Consider the following 17,887-nt stretch of genomic DNA (forward strand, 5'->3'; position numbering starts at 1 on the left):
CCGCGGCCTTGACTGGAATCGCGCCAGTTTATCGGACAATCGCTGCGGGCAGCCTGTGCATGCCCCGCGCCGCACGGGGATGAAGAGGCATTCCACGTCGCGAGAATCCCGGAACCAGGCCGACCTGCCGGGGGGCTGAAGTGATCTGGCTGGCACTCGGATATTTCCTCGCCTACATTCCGTACGCCCTGCTCGTCAAAGCATTGTCCAGCGATCTCGTTCCGGGAATGGCGGCACCCGGCCACGGCTTGGTCCTCCTGCCCGCGGCCGCGCTCGGGCAGCTTGCCGTCATGCCGGTCTTCCTGGGGCTCACGGGCCTGTGGCGCCACTCGCGACGGCGGGTGGTCCTGGGGCGGCACCTGCCGGTCCCGGGGAGGAACACGCTTCTGGGAAGCCTGTTCACGGCCCTCGTCGTCGGCACCACCACCCTGAACTTCACCTTCACCGGCGCGTCGGTCCTCTTCGCCCTCCTGCTGATGCGGGCGGGCGTGCTCGTTCTCTCGCCGGTCCTCGACGCGGCGCGCCGGCGGCGGGTGTCGGCGTCGGCCTGGGCCGCTCTCCTGTTCAGCCTGCTCGCCATCGCCACGGCGCTGGGGGACGTGACCAGCTACCGGCTCACGGGAGCACTCGTGGTGAGCGTGGCGGTCTATCTCATCGGCTACGCGGGCCGCTTCGAGGTCATGAGCCGGGAGGCCAAGACCGGTGTGCCCGCGGTGGACCGGCGCTACTTCGCCGAGGAGCACGCCGCGACCCCCGTCCTCCTGGTGCTCCTGCTGGCCGCCGGAGCGCTCCTCGGACAGGAGCAGCTGCGCGAGGGCTTCACGACCTTCCTGGCCACTCCCACCGCCGCGGGCGCGTTCTGCGCGGGGGTGGCGTACGAGGTCCTGTTCGTGTTCGGCACGCTGATCTATCTCGACCGGCGCGAGTTCACCTGGTGCGTGCCCGCCAACCGGTGCGCCAGTCTGCTGTCCGGCCTCGTCGTCTCGTACGTGCTGGCCCGGCTGACCTCGCTCGCCGCTCCGGGGCCCGCCCAGTTGGTCGCCCTGGCCTTCGTCTTCTGTGCCATCGCGGCGCTGTCCGCTCCCGCCCTGCTCCCCCGCCGCCCCGCCGGGCCCGGAGCGGGCGTCCGGCCGGATGTCCTGCTGTTCGTCTGCGGCGGCAACACCTGCCGGTCGGCCATGGCGGAGGTCTTCGCACGCGCCCAGCTCGCGGCGGCCGGGGCGGTCCACGCACTGCGGGTCACCAGCGCCGGCGTCTGCGTGGGGCGGCCCGGCGCCCCGCTCAGCGCCGCGGCCCGTCGCGTCCTCGGCGAACTGGGGCTGCACCCGCGGACGCACCGGGCGCGCCCGGTCACGGCCCGGCTGTGCCGTGACAGCTCCGTCATCTACTGCATGACCCAGGCCCAGTGCGAGGCGGTGACCACCATGGCGCCCGAAGCCGTCGGCCGCGTCCACCGGCTGGACGTCACGGGAGACGTCCCCGACCCCAGCGGTCAGTCCCTGGAGGCCCACCGGCAGTGCGCCCGGCGCATCCAGGGCCTCGTGCGGGCACGGCTGAACGAGCGGTTCGGTCCCGGCCTCCTCGCCGCGGGAGGCGGCTGACATGCCGACGACGCGGCACGACCTCCTCTCCCTGATCACCTCCCGGCACTCCAAACGCGCCTTCCTCGAGCGGGCCGTGCCCCGGTCGGTCCTCACGGACGTCCTGGAGGCGGCGGGTCACGCTCCCTCCAGCCGGAACACTCAGCTGTGGCAGGTGGAGGTGGTGGCCGGCAGCGCCCGCGAGACGTTGACGCACAAGCTGTGCGAGGCGTTCGACCGCGGGGATCCACCGCGGCCCGACTGCGCCGGCAGACCCCGGACCCTCGAACCCCGTATCGAGGAGCGCACCCGCGACGCCGACGCCGGGGTGCTCCGGGCCAGGGGCGCCGACGGCACCGCCGACCCGGGCCCGGCGGCCCGGCGCGAGCTTCTGCGCGACAACCTGCGCTTCTACGGCGCGCCCGTCGCGATGGTCTTCCACCTGCCGGACAACGCGGTCAGCGGTACGTTCCTCGAGATGGGCTTCTTCGTACAGAACGTGATGCTCGGCCTCGTCGCCCGCGGCCTGGGCAGCTGCCCGCAGTTCAGCCCGGCCCGCTACGCCGACGTCCTGCGCACGGCCCTGGGGATCGGGAAGGACCGGCTGGTCGTCTGCTGTCTGGCCGCCGGGTACGTCGACGAGGCAGCACCGGTCAACCGGTTCGTGCCCCGGCGCGCCCGCCTCGAGGAGTACACCCGGTGGCACGGATGGGCATGAACACGGGCGATCCCGCCGCGGCTCCCGCCGCCCCTGACAGGCCGCCGGCCACGACACGGCGGGCGACACTGACCGCCGTCCTCGCCGACCCGGCCCACGCCACGGCCGGCCGGTTGCGCGCGCTCGGCGGAACCGCCGACGGGCTGGAGGTCCGCGCCGACGTGGTGGGCGACCTCGACCCCGCTGGGTTGCGGCGCCACTTCGCGGGGGCGCTGACGTACGCTCTGCGCCCCCGGGCCCGTGGCGGGTGCTTCGCCGGCGGCACGGCCGAGCGCCGCGCCAGACTGCTGGGTGCGGCGGCCCGTTACGACCTGGTCGACCTCCAGTGGCCGGACGACATCGTGCCGGAGCTGCTGGCCGGCATTCCGCCGCGGCAGCGGCGGATCTCCTGGCACGGCCCGGCGACCGCTGCGGACGGGCTGCGCGAACTGCTCGGGCGGATGCTGTCCGCGCCGGCGGCCTGCTACGTCGTGGCTCCCCAGGGGGCCACGGCCGAGGACGCCGTGGCCACGGTCGCGTTCCTCGCCGGGCTGCACCGGACGGACGTGACCGCTTACACCACGGGCCCCTCCTGCACCTGGAGCCGCATCCTGGCCCCCTGGCTGGCGGCACCCGTGGTCTTCGGGCACCTCGGGGACGACGGTCCGGACGCGGACGGCATGCCGTGCGTGGGCCGGCTCGTGACCGACTACGGCCTCCCGCACCTGCCCCGCCTGAGCCGCCTCCACGGCATCGTCGGCGGCTCCCCGCACCGCTCCGCCGCACCGCGCCTGAACAATGCCGCCTACCGTGCCCTGGGCCTGCCCGCGCTGTTCCTGCCGTTCCCCGTCGATTCCCTGCGACGCTTCTGGCCGGTCATGACCGGACCACGGCTCGCCGCCGCGGGCCTGCCCTTGCGGGGCGTCACGGTGACCTCGCCCCACAAGGAGGCCGCGCTCGATCTGGCCGACGAGGTGCGTCCGGTGGCGCGTCGCTGCGGTGCGGTGAACATCCTGTGGCGTGCGGAGGACGGCCCCTGGCAGGCCGATTCGACCATCTGCGTGCTGCGGGCGCTGGCCCGGGTCGGTGTGGACCCGGGCGGGCGCAGCGTCGCCGTCGTGGGATGCGGCGGCGCGGGCCGGGCCGCCGCGGCTGTACTGCAGCAGGCGGGAGCGGCGGTAACCGTGGTGAACCGGGGGCGGGTGCGCGGCTGTGACGCCTCCCGGCTGCTGGGCGCGGACTACGTTCCGTTGCACCGGTTCTCCCCGCGAGGACACGCGGTCCTGGTGCACGCCACTCCGCTGACCGAACGGATTCCCTTCCCCATGACGCACGCCCGGCCGGACGCGGTGGTGCTGGAAATGCCCTACCGGTCCTCGCCCACCCCCCTGATGGCCGCCGCCCGTGCCCGTGGGCTGCGGTCCGTCGACGGCTGGGACGTCCTGCGGATGGAGCTGCGCGAGCAGTTCCGGCTGATGACCGGGCAGCCCATGCCCGTACTGCCCGACGGCCTGTTCGCGGACCCGTCCGAGGAGCGACATCACAACCGACCGGAGAGGAAGGCACTGTGACCATGCGACCGGAGGCCGGGGGCGCCGCGGCCCCTCCGCACCAGTGGAACGCGCCGGAGGTCTCGGCACTGCTGGGCACCTGGCACAACACCGAACGGGACGGGGCGGGCGGGCTGCTCCGCATCACCGTGACCGAATGCGAGGGAACCAAGAGCGAGGGGGCGGTCCGGGTACGGGTTCTCGGCAGCGGGGATCCGGAACCTGTCGACTGGGGTGAGGCGGAAGCCGTCACGTACACCCCTCCGGATGCCCCGTCGGCCGCCGTGGCCCTCACCGCGGCCTACGACTCCGGCTTCCTGCGGACGGTCGTCTCCGCGTACGTCAAGGCCGGGATCCTGGTCGCCACCACCTACAACGTCTTCACCGACGACAGCGGGCGCGCCAACTACTGGACGCGCGAGTTCTACTACCGTCAGGGGGAACAGCAGTGACGGCACAGGGCATCACCCGCGCACGCGACCGCGCGGCCGGGCGGCTGCCGGCGACCGCCATCGACACCGCCCCGCTGACGGGCACCTGGGTCACCTTCGACCCCGCGGCCCGTGGGATCGTGCGCGTCGGCATCGACGCCGACGGCGGCAAGCTGCTGCTGAGGGTCACCGAGACCGCCGACGGGACGGCGGAGCGGCCGGAACCGGGTCCCGGTACGGGCCCGCTGGTCTGGGACACGGTGACCGCCGCGCCACTGACCGGGGAGGTCGGCACCGGGCACGCCGTGGGCTTCGTCGCCGCCGTGGACGGCGCCCCCGGCTCCCGGAAAGCCGTCCTGTGCGGCTATCTCAACCGCGGTCTGCTGACCGTCGACGTGAGCATCGCCCGGCTCGTCGACGGGCATCCGGCGAACACCATGTACCGGGCCCACTACTACCGTCCCGAAGCGGCCGTCCGACCATGACGACCGCGCGCGGAGGCGACAGGGGCGTCGTCGAGCGGGTGGCGAAGCTCGCCCGCGAGGTCTTCGCCGCCCGCGCCGACGGCTACGACCGCCGGGCCGCGTTCCCCCAGGAGGACTTCGACGACCTCTTCGCCGCGGGCGTCCTGGGCGCGGCGGTACCGCGCGAGTACGGCGGCCTCGGATTCGGCCCCCACCGGCGCAACACCCTGCCGCTGTGGGAGATCACCACATCGCTGGCCACGGCGGACCTGTCGCTGGCGCGCTGCTGGGAAGGGCACGCCAACTGCCTCACCCTGATCGACGCCCTCGGCACCGAGGAGCAGAAGGGGCGTTGGTTCGCCGGCGTGGTCGAACGCGGGGAGAAGTGGGCGGGCTGGAGCGGCGAACCGCAGGCCTCGCGGCACGGGGAGAAACGCAGCTTCGGCACGACGCTCACCCCGGTCGACGGTGGCTGGACCGTACGGGGCAGCAAGGCGTTCGCCACCGGTGCCACGGGCGCCCAGTGGGCGGTGCTGCTCGTCGATGCCGACGGGCCCGGCGGCGCGCGGCACGCCGGCGGCACCGGAGCCGGGCTGATGCTGCTCGCCTGCGACCTGTCGGACCCGACGGTGACGGTCGACGGTTCCTGGTGGGATCCGATCGGCATGCGTGCGACGGTCAGTCATGTGGTCCGCTTCGACGACACGTTCGTGCCGCGCGAGCATCTGATCGGTGACCCCGGAAGCTACTTCGCCGGGCAGTGGCAGACCGCGTTCACCCCGCACTACGCGGCCAGCTTCCTCGGCGCCGCCGAGGCGGTCTTCACCTATGCGGTGGCCTATCTGCGACACCAGCACAAGAGCGGCGATCCCTATGTGCAGCAGCGAGTGGGGGACATGGCGGTCGATCTCGACACCGCCCGGCTGTGGCTGCGCCACGTCGCGGAGCTGTGGGACTCCGGCGAACGCGCCGGGGCGAGGATCGCGGGCAGCAGGGCCCGGCATGTGATCGAGCACCTGACGGAGCGGACCGTGCGGCACTGCGTCCGCGCGTGCGGTGCCCGCTCACTGATGCGGCCCGGCCCGGTGGAGCGGGTGCTGCGCGACCTCACCTTCTACCAGCGCCACGACAACGACGATCACATCGTGGCCATGATCGGCCGAGAAGTGCTGGGCGAACAGCACGATCCGTCCTTCCATCGGCCCTGAGCCGTCAGCGGGCGCCGGCCCCTGCGCTAACAGCCTGGCATCACCCGAACAGCAGATCTCCGGATGCGCGGAATCCGGCATACACCGAGGCTTTGACCAGAGCACTGCGCCCGATCGAGGGAGCGGTAGATGAACGTCGCCGATCAGGTGAAGTCCCGCGCATCCCGCAAGTATTCGTACAGAGCGATCACCGCGGGAGCCGTCGGGAATTTCATCGAGTTCTACGACGCGGCCCTCTACACCCTGCTCGCTCCCGTCTTCGCGCAGCAATTCTTCCCGGTCTCGGACAAGGCGCTGTCCCTGCTGTACACCTACGGCGCCGTCGTGGCTGTCTCCTTCGTCATCCGTCCGATCGCCACGGTGCTGATATCCCCGATCGGTGACCGGTACGGACGCCGTCGGCTCCTCGCACTCACCCTCCTCATCATGGCGGGCGGATTGTCGCTGATCGCCGCGACACCCGATTATCGGACAATCGGCGTGTTCGCCCCCGTCCTGCTGGTCATCGGCCGGATCGCCCAGAACATATCCAACTCCGGCGAGTACCAGGCCGCCGCGTCCTTCATGGTCGAACATGCCCCACCGCATCGCCGGGCCACCGTCGGATCGCTGCAGGCCGCGAGCGCGGCCCTGGGCATTCTGTGCGCGACATCCACGGTGAGCCTGCTGACCCTGATCCTCCCGCACGACCGGCTCGTCGCATGGGGGTGGCGCGTCCCCTTCGTCATCGGGGCGCTCCTGTGTCTGGTCGGCGTCCATCTGCGACGCCATGTCCCGGAGAGTCCGCTGTTCGAGACGCTGGCGGAGCGCGGAAGGATCGACCCCCACCCCTTGCGCACGACCGTCGGACGCCACAAGGCGAGCGTGCTGCTCGTCGTCGTCCAGCAGATCAGCCAGGTCGGCTTCTTCACCTGGCAGGTGTTCCTGCCCACCTACGCCAACCTGGTCGGAGGCCTTCCCCTGGCCACCGGACTACAGCTGAACGTGGTCGCTCTCGCGGTCTTCACCCTGGCGCTTCCGCTGACCGGCATGCTCTCCGACCGGATCGGCCGCAAGCCGCTCGTCATCGCCGAGTCCGTCGGCCTTGCGATATGCGCCTGTCCGCTGCTCTCCCTGCTGAACAGCCCCACCCCTGCGACGTACTTGTTCGTCGCCATCACCGGCAACCTGCTGCTCGCGCTGTCCCACGGCAGCACGGCGGCACTGTTCTGCGAACTCTTCCCGACCGGCGTACGGGCCTCCGGTATCGGGGTGCCGTACAACATGGCGACCGTCGCTTTCGGCGGCAGCGCGCCCATTCTGGCCACGTGGTCCATCTCCCGCCACCACCCACTCTTCCTGGCGTACTACATCACTGCCGTCGAGGTCGTGGCCGCGCTCGTGTTCTTGTTCGTGCTGCGCGAGACCCGCTGGCGCTCGCTCGACGCCATTCCGGAAGGGCAGGCACGGTGACGCCCTGCGCGGGAGCACCGCGACGGTCCGACAGTCATGAGCCGGGCCGGTCCCGGACGGCCTGGGGGTAGCGGAAGAGACCCGACGGGTCGTAGTCCTCCTTGATCTTGACCAGCCGGTTGTAGTTGGAGCCGTAGTAGGCGCTCCACCAGCGCTCGAGTTCGGGGTCGGGGAAGTTCTGGTAGGCGGCCGTTCCCAGGTCCTTGCTCAGGTCGTCGTAGAGGCGGCCGAGCCAGGTCGTGTTGTGGTCGCTCACCGGGCCGGGATCGGTGTCGGACCAGTACGTGGTCAGGGCGAGGATGAACCGGGCGTCACGGTGCACATAGGCGGTGTCGCCGGGGGCCGGTGCCGCGTCCTTGCCGCCCATCGCGAAGAAGGTCACCGTCGAACGCGATGCCCGTGACCTGGGCCGCCAGTCGTCGAGGTGGCCGACGATGCGGTCGATGACGCCCGAGGTGAGGTGGCGTTTGGAGACGATCGACCTGGCGAGGTAGGGGTTGCCGGACGGCGTCTCGTGGAAGTGGCTCATGCCGGGCCAGACGCGGCGCTGTTCGATGAACCGCCGGGTCGGTGCGGCGGCCTTGAGCAAGGGCCGCAGCGCCCGCTCGAGGTCGTCCTGGGCGCCGAAGTAGAGGCCCTGGGCGTAGACCCGTGTCCCGTCGCCGGCAGTGCGCAGCCCGAACTGGCAGGAGAGGTCCTGGGCGGTCTCCCCGGACGCACCGGTCACCTCGGCCGCGGCGGCCAGCACCGCGGCGGCGTCCTTCCACTCCCACGCCAGGTCGTAGACCGTCACTCCGGCGACCGGGCGGAGCCGGAACGTGAAGGAGGTGTTGATGCCGAAGTTGCCGCCCGCTCCTCCGCGGCAGGCCCAGAACAGGTCCGCGTCCCGGCGCTCGTCGCACATGAGGACCTCGCCCTCGGACGTCGCGACCGTCGTCCGGAGGAGGCTGTCGCAGGTGAGCCCGTACCTGCGGGTGGCCATCCCGATGCCGCCGCCCAGCACGAGCCCGCTCATGCCGACGTCCGGGCAGCGACTACCGGGCAGGAGCAGGTCGGTGTTCTTGAGGGCCTCGTACACCTCGCTGTTGCGGGCCCCGGCCTGGACCGTGACCGTCAGCGCGCCGACGTCCACCTCGACCTTGCGCATCCCGGCCAGGTGCACCAGGAGTCCGGTGGTCGAGGAGTACCCGGCGTAGTTGTGCCCGCCGCAACGGACGGCTACGGGGATCCGCTGCCGCCGCACCCAGGCGATCGCTTCCGTGATGTCGCCGGTGGTCCGCGGGCAGAGCACTGCGGCCGGATGCCGGTCCGCGAAACGGTGGTTCGCCGGCAGGCTCAGGGCCCAGTAGTTGCTGTCGGACGGCCGGAACAGCGGACCGCGCACCCGGTCCCGCAGGTCCCTCCAGGCCCGGTTGTCGACGTCGGCGGGGCGCCGGACGTCCGGCCGCGCGGGCGCGGGCCGCACGGTCGCGGGCGCCGGCTGCTCGGTCAGGGAGAGGCCGAGGCCGGCGGTGACGGCGGCCCCCAGTCCCGTCCGCAGAACACGTCGTCTGTCAGGTGCGTTCACAGCCATCTCGCCCTCCCTGCGGCCACGGCCCGCACGGCGCGACCGAGCCCGTACCGTCACGCCATCGGGCTCCATCCCATCCCCGTACGGGCCCCGGGACGGGTATTCATCCGAAGGTGGGCGGCGCTGCGAAGGGAGGTCATATGACGTGACGGCCGTCGGGCCGGCCCGCACGCGCGGGAGCGGTGACCGGCACGGCGCGTACCCAGGTGCCGTCGTCGGTCAGGTAGGAGTCGACGGCGAGGCCCGCCTCGGCCAGCGCGCGCTCGAAGTCCTCCGTGGTCAGGGGACGTGAGAGGAACGTCTGGGTCCACCGGGTGTCCGGGAAGAGGTATTCGACGTGGACGGACCGCAGGCCGGGGCGGACGGGCTCGGAGGACACCACGCGGACGAGGCCGCCGGTGATCCTCCTTTCCCGGGGCAGGCCCTCGTGCCGGTGCTCGTCCTCCCGCTGGATCAGCACGCATCCGTCGTCGGCGACATGTGCCCTGCAGGCCCGCAGCAGGCCCCGGCGCACCCGCAGATCACCGGTGTGGATGAGGAACGACGCCAGCAGCACGACGTCGTAGCGCTCGTCGAGCTCCAGGTCCTCGATGGGGCTGCAGACGGTCCGGGCGCCCCGGACCCGTTCCAGCATCTGCGGGGACTCGTCGACGGCGGTCACGCAGAAGCCGCGCTCGACCAGCGGATGCGTCACCCGGCCCACGCCGGAGCCCAGTTCGAGGACGCGGGCGCCCGCGGGAACGGCCCGTTCGATGACGTCCGGCTCGTCGCCGACGGGCAGCCGTTCGTACAGCTCGACCGCGCATCCGTCCGGCGTGATCGCTCCCGGCCCGGTTCCCCCGTAGCCCTCTCGTACCCGTTCGCTCATCCAACCATCGGAACACAGCGGTGGCGGCCGGGAAAGACCGCGTTCGCGAAGGCACTCACCGGGGAGAGGGATTGCCGGATTCGCGTGCCGCTCAGGAGTGCCAGACGGTACCGCGGCGTTCGTACTCGAGCACCTCTTCGGCGAGCAGCGCCGTCTCGACGCCGTGCAGCCGCTCCAGGAGCCACAGCCCGAGGTCGATGCCGGAGGTGACGCCGCCGCAGGTGACCAGGTCGCCGTCGTCGACGACGCGGGCGTTCACCACCTTGCCGCCCTGCGCCGCCAGGTCCTTCTTCGCGATGTGGTGGGTCGTGCAGGGCCGGCCCTTGGTGATTCCGGCGGCCGAGAGCAGCATCGTCCCGCTGCACACCGATGCCACGATCAGGCCGGGGCGCCGCGCGGCGGCCAGCGCCTTGGGCAGGACGCCCCGGCGGATCTCCTTGTCCAGCGGGGACCCCGTCCCGTAGCCACCTCCGGGCACCACGATCACGTCGGCCGACTGCGGGGACCAGCGGTCCCGTACCTGGATCGTCATGCCGGCCGACGAGGTCACCGTGCGCGGCCCGTCCGCGCTGACGAAGCTCTGCTTGATCAGTTCCGTCCCGGCGATCCCGAACACCTCGACCGGGCCGGCGAAGTCCTGCTCCTCCACGCCGTCGTACAGCACGGTGTGGATACGAAGCGGGGTGCGGCGTGGCGCGGCCGCGGCCGCCGGGCCCGTGGTGGTGACGCCGAGGGTGAGACCCGCGGCGGCGGCCGCACCGGACCGCAGAAGACTCCGTCTGTGCATGTCGATCCTCCGGAACGTACTGATCGAAGCGATGTCGTCGCCGCCCAGTCTGCGGTCGTGGAGGAACCGGCGAACAGTGGCAGGAATGCCCATTGGGCGGAAGATACGGCCACACGGACACCACGGGTCCCGGCGCGGATAGCAGCCGGTTCAGCCGTGGAAGGTCGCGCGGTAGGACGTCGGTGTGGTGCCGACGTGACGGGAGAAGTGGTGCCGCAGAGTGTCGGTCGAACCGAATCCCACCGCCCCGGCGATCCGGTCCATGGGCAGGGCGGTCGTCTCCAGCAGTTCCCTCGCCCGCTGCAGACGCCGGTTGAGCAGCCACCGCAGCGGTGTGGTCCCGGTCTGGGCGCGGAACCGGCGGGCGAGGGTGCGGGGGCTCATCACGGCCTGGGCGGCGATCTCGGCGACGGTCAGGGGCCTGTGGAGGTTGTCCTGCATCCACCGCAGGGTCGGGCCGAGGTCGCCGGTGTCACCGGTGTCGCCGGCGGGATCGCGGTACTCGATGAACTGCGCCTGACCGCCTGCGCGCTGCGGCGCCATGACGATCATCCGTGCGGTACGGGCCGCCACTGTGGCGCCGTGGTCGCGCCGCACCATGTGCAGGCACAGGTCGAGTCCGGCGGCGATGCCGGCGGAGGTGAGGACCCGGCCGTTGTCGACGAACAGCACGGACGGATCCACCTCCACGGCCGGGAAGTCCTCGGCCAGCCGGTCGGCGAACCGCCAGTGCGTGGTCGCCCGGTGCCCGTCGAGCAGGCCCGCGGCCGCCAGGACGAACGCGCCGGTGCAGATCGATGCCACACGCGCGCCGTCGGCGGCCACGTCGCGTATCAGCCGCAGGAGGCGGGGCGAGGGCGCGCGGTCCGGTCTGACGCCGGGGACGATCACGGTGTCCGCGCCGCGCGCGTCGTCCAGCCGGTGGCTCGACGAGATGCGGAAGGGCCGCTGCCCTCCGGCTGTCGCGGTGACCGTCCGCTCGGCGCAGACCCTGATCTCATAGGCGGGGGTGCCGTCGGGACGCCGCGCGAGGGCGAACACCTCGCAGGGAATGGTCAGGTCGAAGGCCGCCACGTCGTCCGGGGCGAGGATGGCTACTACATGCATGCCCTCGGATCCTACGCAGCGGCCCGGTACGGCACCCGGCCCGTCGGCCCGTCGGCGTTGGCCCGTCGGCCCGTTGTCAGGCCGCGGGATAGAGCGTCCGGATCCCGTCGATGTCGTCGCTCGAGAGCGTCCGGCGGGGTCCGCTGTACGAAGGCGCCATGACCGCGGTCGTTACCTGGGAATGGTCGAGGCCCAGCAGGTGCCCGATCTCGTGCAGCGCGACGGTCTCCGTGTCGAAGGTCCCGCCGGAACCGGTCAGGCTCCACTTCTCGGCCTCGTCGAAATGCATGTCCCCGGCGTGGGATCCACCGCACGGCGGAGGGAAGAACGCGTGGGCGAGCGTATTGCCGATGCCGTCGAAGGAAGAACCGTCACCATGGGCTCCGGCGGCCCATCCGATCACGAAGTCCGCGTCGGACGACGTCGTCTCCTCGAAGGTCATTCCGAAAAGGGCATCGGCCCAGGTGTTGAACGCCTTTTCCACCGCCGTCCGCTCGTCCTCGCCACTGATGTCCGGGGTGCCGTTGGTGAACCGGTACCTCAGAACCTGCTGTTCGTATTTGCAGCCCCGCAGAACGAACTCCGCGGCGGCACCGTCCAGCACCCTGTCCACGGTCCGTGTATCGGGCACTCCACAGCGTGGCTGCTCCATGACCTCGATCGTCGACCGGTCGACCTCACCCGTCTCGTCGAGTCCGAAAAAGCGCTGGAAGGTGGCGACGGCGTCGCTCGTCGCGGCGTCGACCTTGCTCTGTTCCGCGGAGTCGCGAAGGTACCCGTAGCGCGCCAGATAGTCCTGGACCTTGGCGATCTCGGGATTCTCCTCGCCCCTGCCGGCATGTTCGAGATCAATCTTGAATCGCTGCTCGGCCATGACGTCTCCCGGTATTGCTCCCGGTCTTGCTCCCGGTTCGTGGAAACTCCCGCGATTTCCTCCCGTGCCCCCCTGGCCATACGCCCCCGCACACCGGCCCCAATTCCATCGTGAACACTTCTGCGGGCCCCCGCACCCGGTACGGCACGGAGCGGCCGGCGGCGGGCAGCGGGCAGCGGGCGGCCTACAATTTACTGGTGAACGAGAACCTGCCGCCGTGCCCCCAATGCTCCAGCGCGTACACCTACGAGATGGGTGCGCTCCTGGTCTGTCCCGAATGCGGCCATGAGTGGTCCCCGGCGTCCGCCGAGCCCGCGGGCGGTACCGGGGAGAGGGTGATCAAGGATTCGGTCGGCAACGTGCTCGCCGACGGTGACACCGTGACCGTGATCAAGGGCCTGAAGGTCAAGGGCAGCCCGTCCGGGATCAAGGCGGGTACCAAGGTGCGCAACATCCGCCTCGTGGACGGCGTCGACGGTCACGACATCGACTGCAAGATCGAGGGGTTCGGCTCGATGCAGCTCAAGTCGAGCGTGGTCAGGAAGGCCTGACGCCCGCCCCGGCCGCCTCGTCGGCCTGATCGGCCGGCACGGCCTTGAACTCCACGAACCGACGGCCGTCGTCGGCGTACCGGGACTTCGCGTACAGCGCCTTGTCCCCGTCGATCGCCCCGGAGGCCGCGAGGTAGAGGTATTCGCCGTCCCACCTGGTCTTCAGCAGGAACCGGTCCCCCTTGGCCTCGACGACCCAGGGGTTCATCCGGCAGTTCGCGTCCGAGGTCAACGCGATGCGTCCGTAGCCGTGGCACAGCGTGTTCTCGTTGCCACGGCCGGGCTGGGCGGGGCGGTTCATCCTGATGACGTAGCCGGCGCCGTACGGTCCTCCGCCGTTCTTCTTCTCGAAGGTCAAGGACTGCCCGTACTGGCCGGCGCGATCCGCGAACCGTACGAAGTCCCCGCCGCTCCCCTTTCCGGACGTGAGCCCGCGGTCGAATTCTGCGGCCACCAGGTAGTAGGGAATTCCGGCCGTGACGGGATCGGGGGCGGCGCTCGCGGTTCCGGGCGCGGCGGACAGGGCCATCAGGGCGGCGCAGCCGGCCGCGGCAACGGACAATCGGCGGGCGATCCGGGGGCGCGGCAAGACGTTCTTCACTGCTTTCTTCCTCCCGTTCACAAGCCGTCAGAGGCTTCGCGATCTTTCGCGGAGAACAGGGTCGCGACCGGTGGCCGGATCCACCAGTCGTTTTCCGGACCACCGACGCCGCACCGGCCCGGACGGTCCCCGGACGGGCCCAATGTGCCCGGTCCCGGCCCCACTTGTGATGTGCCGCACGGTCCCCGGGACTGTGCAAGGGGCCGGTTACGGACGACAATCCAGGCACCGAAAGAAGCACGACGGGACGACCGTGTCCTCGCCGTGCGATCGATCCCAACCCCCTCACGGAGTGGCCGGTGCCGACGGAAGCCACCTTATGGCTGACCCCCGACGAAGCGGCCTCTGGCGTCACCAGAGTCGTCGACCTGCCGGGCGGGCCGGTCACCATCCGCATACCCCCGACCCGGGACGGCAGCGTCGTCAAGGTCTCCACCGATCAGGGCATGGTGCATTTCCGGATCCGCCTCACCGGCGGACCCGCTGCGCCGCCGACCCGAGCGGGGCGTCCCCGCACCGGCCGACTGGTAAGGGTGGTGGTCACCCTGGCGGTCTTCGGCGCCATCGCGCTCGTCATCGCGCTGTCGGGGAACGACAGTTCCTCACCGTCGGCGTCATCGGGCGCGGACCGCAGAAGCGCCGCCCCCGTCCCGGCCCACACCGGCAACGCCACCTCGGACCCCGACCTGGACCACCCCAACTCCAGCAGTCCCGGCCCCGGCACGGCCGCCGCGACCCCGACCGAGGCCGCCCCCAGCCCGTACACCACGGGGACGTGCCTCAACGGCACCCTCCCGGACTCCACGACCCCCACGAGCGTGAGCAACGTCGACGTGGTCTCCTGCTCGGCCTCCGACGCCCACTACAAGGTGATCCAGACCTTCTACGGAACGACCGACCTGAGCCGGTGCCGGGACAACAGCGACACGCAGTACTCCTTCTCCTCCCGGACCACGATGGGCGGCCAGACCATCAACTCGTACGTCTACTGCCTGGTCGGACTCGGCTCCTACGCACGGTAGGGCCGCAGACGCCGGTCCCGGTCCTTGGGCAGGGGCGAGGGCGGCGAGGCCGTCCGGCTGGGCACGGACGCCTCGTACGGCGCCGGTGCCGTGACGGTCAAGCGGGAGGTCCCCCGTACGAGGCGCGTTGTTCGAGAACCTCCTGGGTAGAAGGGGGCCCCGTGGGGGCGCCGACGGGTGGCGCGACCCCGGGGGCGAGGAGGGTGCATGGTCGAGCGGCGAGGATCCGGGTTCGCGGTGCGGGCCGTGGCACTGGCGGCGGTATGTCTGATGTGGTGCGCGCCCGCGCGGGCCCACGACGTGCATCCGTCCCCGGCGCCGGACGAGACCGTCGCCTGTGCGGGCCGGTACCGCACCACCTGGACCCCGGGCCTCTCCCTCGGCACCCGGCCGACGCGGATCTCGACGGCCGAGCAGTACACCTGCACGGAGGGCTCCGGCAGGAAGAGCAAGGCCGTCGGCCGCTTCGAGGGGACGATTCCCGCCTCGTGCCTGGGGCTGAACACGTCGCCGCTCCAGGAGACCGTGCGCTTCGCGGACGGCCGACGATCCGTGATCGAGTACACCTCCAACGTCAGGGCGCGCGTCGGCGCGGCCAGTGTCACCAAGCTGGAGGGCACGGTGGTCGAGGGGTACGGAAAGGGCCGGCACGCCTTCCGCCTCGCGCAATTGCTGCACCAGGACCTGCCGACGGCGTGCCTGTCCCGCGAAGGCCTCCGGCAGGGAGCCGGCTTCGCCGAGCTCTTCATCGGCCCCTGACCGTTTCCCGTCACCGATGGGCGTTCCGGCGAGCGAGCGATCATTACCGGCCAATCAGTCGGTAGAGTGTCGCCGCCACAAGGAACGTCGCAGGTGAGGCAGGGTCAGAAGCATGGGCATATTCGAGCGGGCCAAGAGCCTGGGCGGTTCGGTGGGCTCGGCGGCCACCGCCTTCGGCAGCAACGTCGCCCAGGCGGTGCAGCGCGGTGTCGACGCCGGCCGTGCCGGCACGAACGCCTCCGGCGACTGGGTCGTCTCCGTGCTCCGGTCGCTGCCCGCTCCCCCCGCGCCCGCGCACGAGGAATGGGAGTTCTCCCTCGGCGCCCTCATCTGCCGCCACCCGCGCGTCCCGGCCATCACGGCCAAGGCGCTGCGTCCGCTGGACGGCATCGGCGCCCTGCGCTTCGGCCCCGGGTCGGTGGGCTTCGACGGGGAGGACATCCCGTGGTCGAAGGTGACGCACATCCAGCTGCACGACGCGTTCAGCGCCATGACCACGGAGGCGCTCGACGCCGAGATCGACCGCATCCGGGATCTGCTGCCCATGCTTCCGGGGCGCAAGTGGGTGGTCACCAAGGTCGTCGAGGGCCTCGCCTCCGTCATGCTCGCCGCGCTGGAGCAGGCGGGCGAGCAGCGGCTGGAGACCGTGCCCGTCGCCTGCGAGATCGGCTACCGCGGTGCGCTCGGCATGAAGAAGACCCTGCACGCGAGCATGTTCACCACCGCCCTGCTGGCCCAGCAGGAGGAGGTGATGCGCAGCCTGGTGCTCACCGCGCAGGCCAACGGCGTGTCCGTCCTGCCCGCGGCGGCCCCCCAGGCGGGGTCGCGGACGGCCGAGCGGGTGCGCGCGCTGCGCGCCCGCACCGACGCGGTCGCCGCCCAGTTGCGTGCCGAACAGGACGCGGACGCGCCCGCCCTGGAGGCCGCTCCTCCCACTCCTGATCCGGTCAGCCGACCGTCACTTTGAGGATCCGGCCGGAGGCCTCGACGACGAACAGGTCGCGCCGCGGGTCGTTGTCGCCGAACCCGCGGGCGACCCGGACGCTGCTGGGCATGCGCAGGCCCTTCGCCAGGACGCAGGAGCGGCCGGTCGCGGGGTTCACGCGGATCAGTTCGCCGTCGCGGAAGCTCGCGACCACCAGGTCGCCGCGGAAGTACGTGAGGTCGTCGAGGAGCTTGAGGTCCAGGGGGTTCGGGCTGAGCTCGGCGATCCGGGTGTGCTTCGCCGGGTCGTTCAGCGGGATCCGTACGATCGGGGACGAGGTGCTGGTGATGACGCTCGCGTAGAGCTGGTCGCCGACGATCTCCAGGCCGTTGGTGCCGAAGACGTCGGCCTTCCTCGTCCACTCCTCGTCCCGGGTGCCGTCCGGCCGGAACTTGAGGACGCCGGTGGCCAGTTCGCGGCTGACGTAGAGGTTGCCGGCGGCGTCGACGGCGAGGCCGTTGATGCCGGATATCCCGTCGATGAACTTCTCGGGTCGCGGCCGGTCGGCGGTGGGGTCGAACCGCATGATGCCGCCGTGGGGCCGGAACGGGTTGACGCCGAAGTTGACGTACATCATGCCGTCGGGGCCGCGTCGGATCCCGCCGGGTCCGCTCAGCGGGAAGCTCGCCTTCAGTGTCCCGTCGGGGGCGTAGCCCTCGACCCGGTGCTTGGTGACGTGGGCGACCCAGAGGGTGCCGTGCCCGTCGAACTCCAGGTTCTCCCGCCAGTCGAGCAGCGGTACCCCGCCCTCGCGGAAGACGGTCACGCTCGCGCGTTCCGCGCACTGCTCCAGGGCCTCGGCGGACGGCGGTCCGGCTGCCGCCGCCGGCATTCCCGATCCGCCGCCTGCCACCAGGGCGGCCATCAGACTTCCCACAACCGCTGACGATCGAATACGCATGCGGACCGTTGTACAGGCCACCACCGCGCCCTCACCAGTGACCCGTCCGCCAAGGTCGTCCGAGCCGGTGTCATGCGGTTCCGTCGAGGAATTCCCCGGATTCCGGCCGCGAGCCGGATCATGATGCGACCATAGCGTTAATAACCCGCCGGGGTGAAATTCCGGGTTGACATCTATCCGTCTCGGCGTGGCACGCGCACTCTGCGTGCAAGGGCGGGAACGCCGAATTGGCGGCCGCCGTAAATCCCGAGAATGGATGGATCGGCTATGTCAACCAACACCTTGGTCCTCGAATCCGCGCCGGAAGACGTCTTCGACCTGGACATCCGTGAGGTGGGCGAGATCGGTGCGACCGGGTCGGCGGATCCCGCCGTCACCAGTTTCGACACCTGTGTCGCCAGTCTTTGCACGGCGACCTGCCTCACTTGCCCCTTCATCTGTGGCCGCATCGGCTAGTCCAGGAATTCCGGCGAGACAGCG

The 17,887-nt window shown here is 71.2% G+C and carries 19 protein-coding genes; 12 read left to right on the top strand and 7 right to left on the bottom strand.

The features are described from left to right. Positions 1-140 precede the first annotated feature (140 nt). The 7 genes from ACIG36_RS16090 to ACIG36_RS16120 all read left to right on the top strand — a co-directional run bounded on the left by ACIG36_RS16090 (position 141) and on the right by ACIG36_RS16120 (position 7,382). Entirely contained in the window at positions 141-1,601 is a 1,461-nt protein-coding gene (locus ACIG36_RS16090) for a hypothetical protein (RefSeq protein WP_399927320.1), read from the top strand. A gap of 1 nt (position 1,602) precedes the next feature. Continuing rightward, positions 1,603-2,298: a nitroreductase gene (locus ACIG36_RS16095; protein WP_399927323.1), complete on the top strand. Its 696-nt coding sequence runs from the start codon at positions 1,603-1,605 to the stop codon at positions 2,296-2,298. Further along, positions 2,289-3,848 carry a type I 3-dehydroquinate dehydratase gene (locus ACIG36_RS16100; protein WP_399927633.1) on the top strand — a complete coding sequence of 520 codons (1,560 nt, stop codon included), beginning with the start codon at positions 2,289-2,291 and terminating at the stop codon, positions 3,846-3,848. Before ACIG36_RS16095 ends, ACIG36_RS16100 begins: the two co-directional genes overlap by 10 nt. After that, complete coding sequence (locus ACIG36_RS16105; protein WP_399927326.1) at positions 3,845-4,279, top strand: hypothetical protein; 435 nt, start codon at positions 3,845-3,847, stop codon at positions 4,277-4,279. Before ACIG36_RS16100 ends, ACIG36_RS16105 begins: the two co-directional genes overlap by 4 nt. Next, on the top strand, positions 4,276-4,743 hold the full coding sequence (locus ACIG36_RS16110; RefSeq protein WP_399927329.1) for a hypothetical protein: 468 nt from the start codon (positions 4,276-4,278) through the stop codon (positions 4,741-4,743). The genes ACIG36_RS16105 and ACIG36_RS16110 overlap by 4 nt, the downstream gene beginning before the upstream one ends. After that, positions 4,740-5,930, top strand: a complete 1,191-nt coding sequence (locus ACIG36_RS16115; protein ID WP_399927332.1) for an acyl-CoA dehydrogenase family protein — start codon at positions 4,740-4,742, stop codon at positions 5,928-5,930. Before ACIG36_RS16110 ends, ACIG36_RS16115 begins: the two co-directional genes overlap by 4 nt. A gap of 129 nt (positions 5,931-6,059) precedes the next feature. Beyond that, positions 6,060-7,382 (top strand): MFS transporter, encoded by a 1,323-nt coding sequence (locus ACIG36_RS16120; RefSeq protein WP_399927335.1) that lies wholly within the window; start codon positions 6,060-6,062, stop codon positions 7,380-7,382. 34 nt (positions 7,383-7,416) lie between these two features. On the opposite strand, the gene ACIG36_RS16125 is transcribed toward ACIG36_RS16120, so the two are convergent. The 5 genes from ACIG36_RS16125 to ACIG36_RS16145 all read right to left on the bottom strand — a co-directional run bounded on the left by ACIG36_RS16125 (position 7,417) and on the right by ACIG36_RS16145 (position 12,588). Beyond that, positions 7,417-8,955 (bottom strand): FAD-binding oxidoreductase, encoded by a 1,539-nt coding sequence (locus ACIG36_RS16125; protein ID WP_399927338.1) that lies wholly within the window; start codon positions 8,953-8,955, stop codon positions 7,417-7,419. A gap of 133 nt (positions 8,956-9,088) precedes the next feature. Further along, entirely contained in the window at positions 9,089-9,820 is a 732-nt protein-coding gene (locus ACIG36_RS16130) for a class I SAM-dependent methyltransferase (protein ID WP_399927341.1), read from the bottom strand. 91 nt (positions 9,821-9,911) lie between these two features. Then, a complete protein-coding gene (locus ACIG36_RS16135; protein WP_399927344.1) occupies positions 9,912-10,607 on the bottom strand; it encodes a DJ-1/PfpI family protein in 696 nt (231 codons plus the stop codon). 150 nt (positions 10,608-10,757) lie between these two features. Beyond that, positions 10,758-11,714, bottom strand: a complete 957-nt coding sequence (locus ACIG36_RS16140; protein ID WP_399927347.1) for a GlxA family transcriptional regulator — start codon at positions 11,712-11,714, stop codon at positions 10,758-10,760. Positions 11,715-11,790: 76 nt separating this feature from the next. Then, positions 11,791-12,588, bottom strand: coding sequence for a matrixin family metalloprotease (locus ACIG36_RS16145; protein ID WP_399927350.1), 798 nt, complete (start codon positions 12,586-12,588; stop codon positions 11,791-11,793). Positions 12,589-12,785: 197 nt separating this feature from the next. Here ACIG36_RS16145 and ACIG36_RS16150 point away from each other — a divergent pair, with 197 nt between their 5' ends. Further along, positions 12,786-13,139 carry a zinc ribbon domain-containing protein YjdM gene (locus tag ACIG36_RS16150; RefSeq protein WP_399927354.1) on the top strand — a complete coding sequence of 118 codons (354 nt, stop codon included), beginning with the start codon at positions 12,786-12,788 and terminating at the stop codon, positions 13,137-13,139. Here ACIG36_RS16150 and ACIG36_RS16155 read toward each other — a convergent pair. Beyond that, a complete protein-coding gene (locus ACIG36_RS16155; protein ID WP_399927356.1) occupies positions 13,126-13,740 on the bottom strand; it encodes a hypothetical protein in 615 nt (204 codons plus the stop codon). The two genes, ACIG36_RS16150 and ACIG36_RS16155, sit on opposite strands and share 14 nt — an antisense overlap. A gap of 299 nt (positions 13,741-14,039) precedes the next feature. Between ACIG36_RS16155 and ACIG36_RS16160 the strand changes: the two genes are divergently transcribed. The 3 genes from ACIG36_RS16160 (at position 14,040) to ACIG36_RS16170 (ending at position 16,488) form a co-directional block, all read left to right on the top strand. Next, positions 14,040-14,762, top strand: coding sequence for a hypothetical protein (locus tag ACIG36_RS16160; RefSeq protein ID WP_399927359.1), 723 nt, complete (start codon positions 14,040-14,042; stop codon positions 14,760-14,762). Positions 14,763-14,969: 207 nt separating this feature from the next. Beyond that, positions 14,970-15,521 (top strand): hypothetical protein, encoded by a 552-nt coding sequence (locus ACIG36_RS16165; RefSeq protein ID WP_399927361.1) that lies wholly within the window; start codon positions 14,970-14,972, stop codon positions 15,519-15,521. A gap of 112 nt (positions 15,522-15,633) precedes the next feature. After that, on the top strand, positions 15,634-16,488 hold the full coding sequence (locus ACIG36_RS16170; RefSeq protein ID WP_399927364.1) for a hypothetical protein: 855 nt from the start codon (positions 15,634-15,636) through the stop codon (positions 16,486-16,488). Here ACIG36_RS16170 and ACIG36_RS16175 read toward each other — a convergent pair. After that, positions 16,469-17,371, bottom strand: coding sequence for a hypothetical protein (locus ACIG36_RS16175; protein ID WP_399927367.1), 903 nt, complete (start codon positions 17,369-17,371; stop codon positions 16,469-16,471). The genes ACIG36_RS16170 and ACIG36_RS16175 overlap by 20 nt on opposite strands. A 303-nt stretch (positions 17,372-17,674) precedes the next feature. Here ACIG36_RS16175 and ACIG36_RS16180 point away from each other — a divergent pair, with 303 nt between their 5' ends. Further along, positions 17,675-17,863 carry a hypothetical protein gene (locus ACIG36_RS16180; protein WP_399927370.1) on the top strand — a complete coding sequence of 63 codons (189 nt, stop codon included), beginning with the start codon at positions 17,675-17,677 and terminating at the stop codon, positions 17,861-17,863. Positions 17,864-17,887: the final 24 nt, after the last annotated feature.

Source organism: Streptomyces sp. NPDC053048 (assembly GCF_044547045.1).
In the GTDB taxonomy this organism is placed as follows: domain Bacteria; phylum Actinomycetota; class Actinomycetes; order Streptomycetales; family Streptomycetaceae; genus Streptomyces.

Coding starts and splice junctions, on each gene's coding strand:
- ACIG36_RS16170 (WP_399927364.1), top strand. CDS start 15,634: ATGGGCATATTCGAGCGGGCCAAGAGCCTGGGCGGTTCGGTGGGCTCG.
- ACIG36_RS16120 (WP_399927335.1), top strand. CDS start 6,060: ATGAACGTCGCCGATCAGGTGAAGTCCCGCGCATCCCGCAAGTATTCG.
- ACIG36_RS16180 (WP_399927370.1), top strand. CDS start 17,675: ATGTCAACCAACACCTTGGTCCTCGAATCCGCGCCGGAAGACGTCTTC.
- ACIG36_RS16135 (WP_399927344.1), bottom strand. CDS start 10,607: ATGCACAGACGGAGTCTTCTGCGGTCCGGTGCGGCCGCCGCCGCGGGT.
- ACIG36_RS16095 (WP_399927323.1), top strand. CDS start 1,603: ATGCCGACGACGCGGCACGACCTCCTCTCCCTGATCACCTCCCGGCAC.
- ACIG36_RS16140 (WP_399927347.1), bottom strand. CDS start 11,714: ATGCATGTAGTAGCCATCCTCGCCCCGGACGACGTGGCGGCCTTCGAC.
- ACIG36_RS16125 (WP_399927338.1), bottom strand. CDS start 8,955: ATGGCTGTGAACGCACCTGACAGACGACGTGTTCTGCGGACGGGACTG.
- ACIG36_RS16145 (WP_399927350.1), bottom strand. CDS start 12,588: ATGGCCGAGCAGCGATTCAAGATTGATCTCGAACATGCCGGCAGGGGC.
- ACIG36_RS16115 (WP_399927332.1), top strand. CDS start 4,740: ATGACGACCGCGCGCGGAGGCGACAGGGGCGTCGTCGAGCGGGTGGCG.
- ACIG36_RS16100 (WP_399927633.1), top strand. CDS start 2,289: ATGGGCATGAACACGGGCGATCCCGCCGCGGCTCCCGCCGCCCCTGAC.
- ACIG36_RS16130 (WP_399927341.1), bottom strand. CDS start 9,820: ATGAGCGAACGGGTACGAGAGGGCTACGGGGGAACCGGGCCGGGAGCG.
- ACIG36_RS16175 (WP_399927367.1), bottom strand. CDS start 17,371: ATGGCCGCCCTGGTGGCAGGCGGCGGATCGGGAATGCCGGCGGCGGCA.
- ACIG36_RS16165 (WP_399927361.1), top strand. CDS start 14,970: ATGGTCGAGCGGCGAGGATCCGGGTTCGCGGTGCGGGCCGTGGCACTG.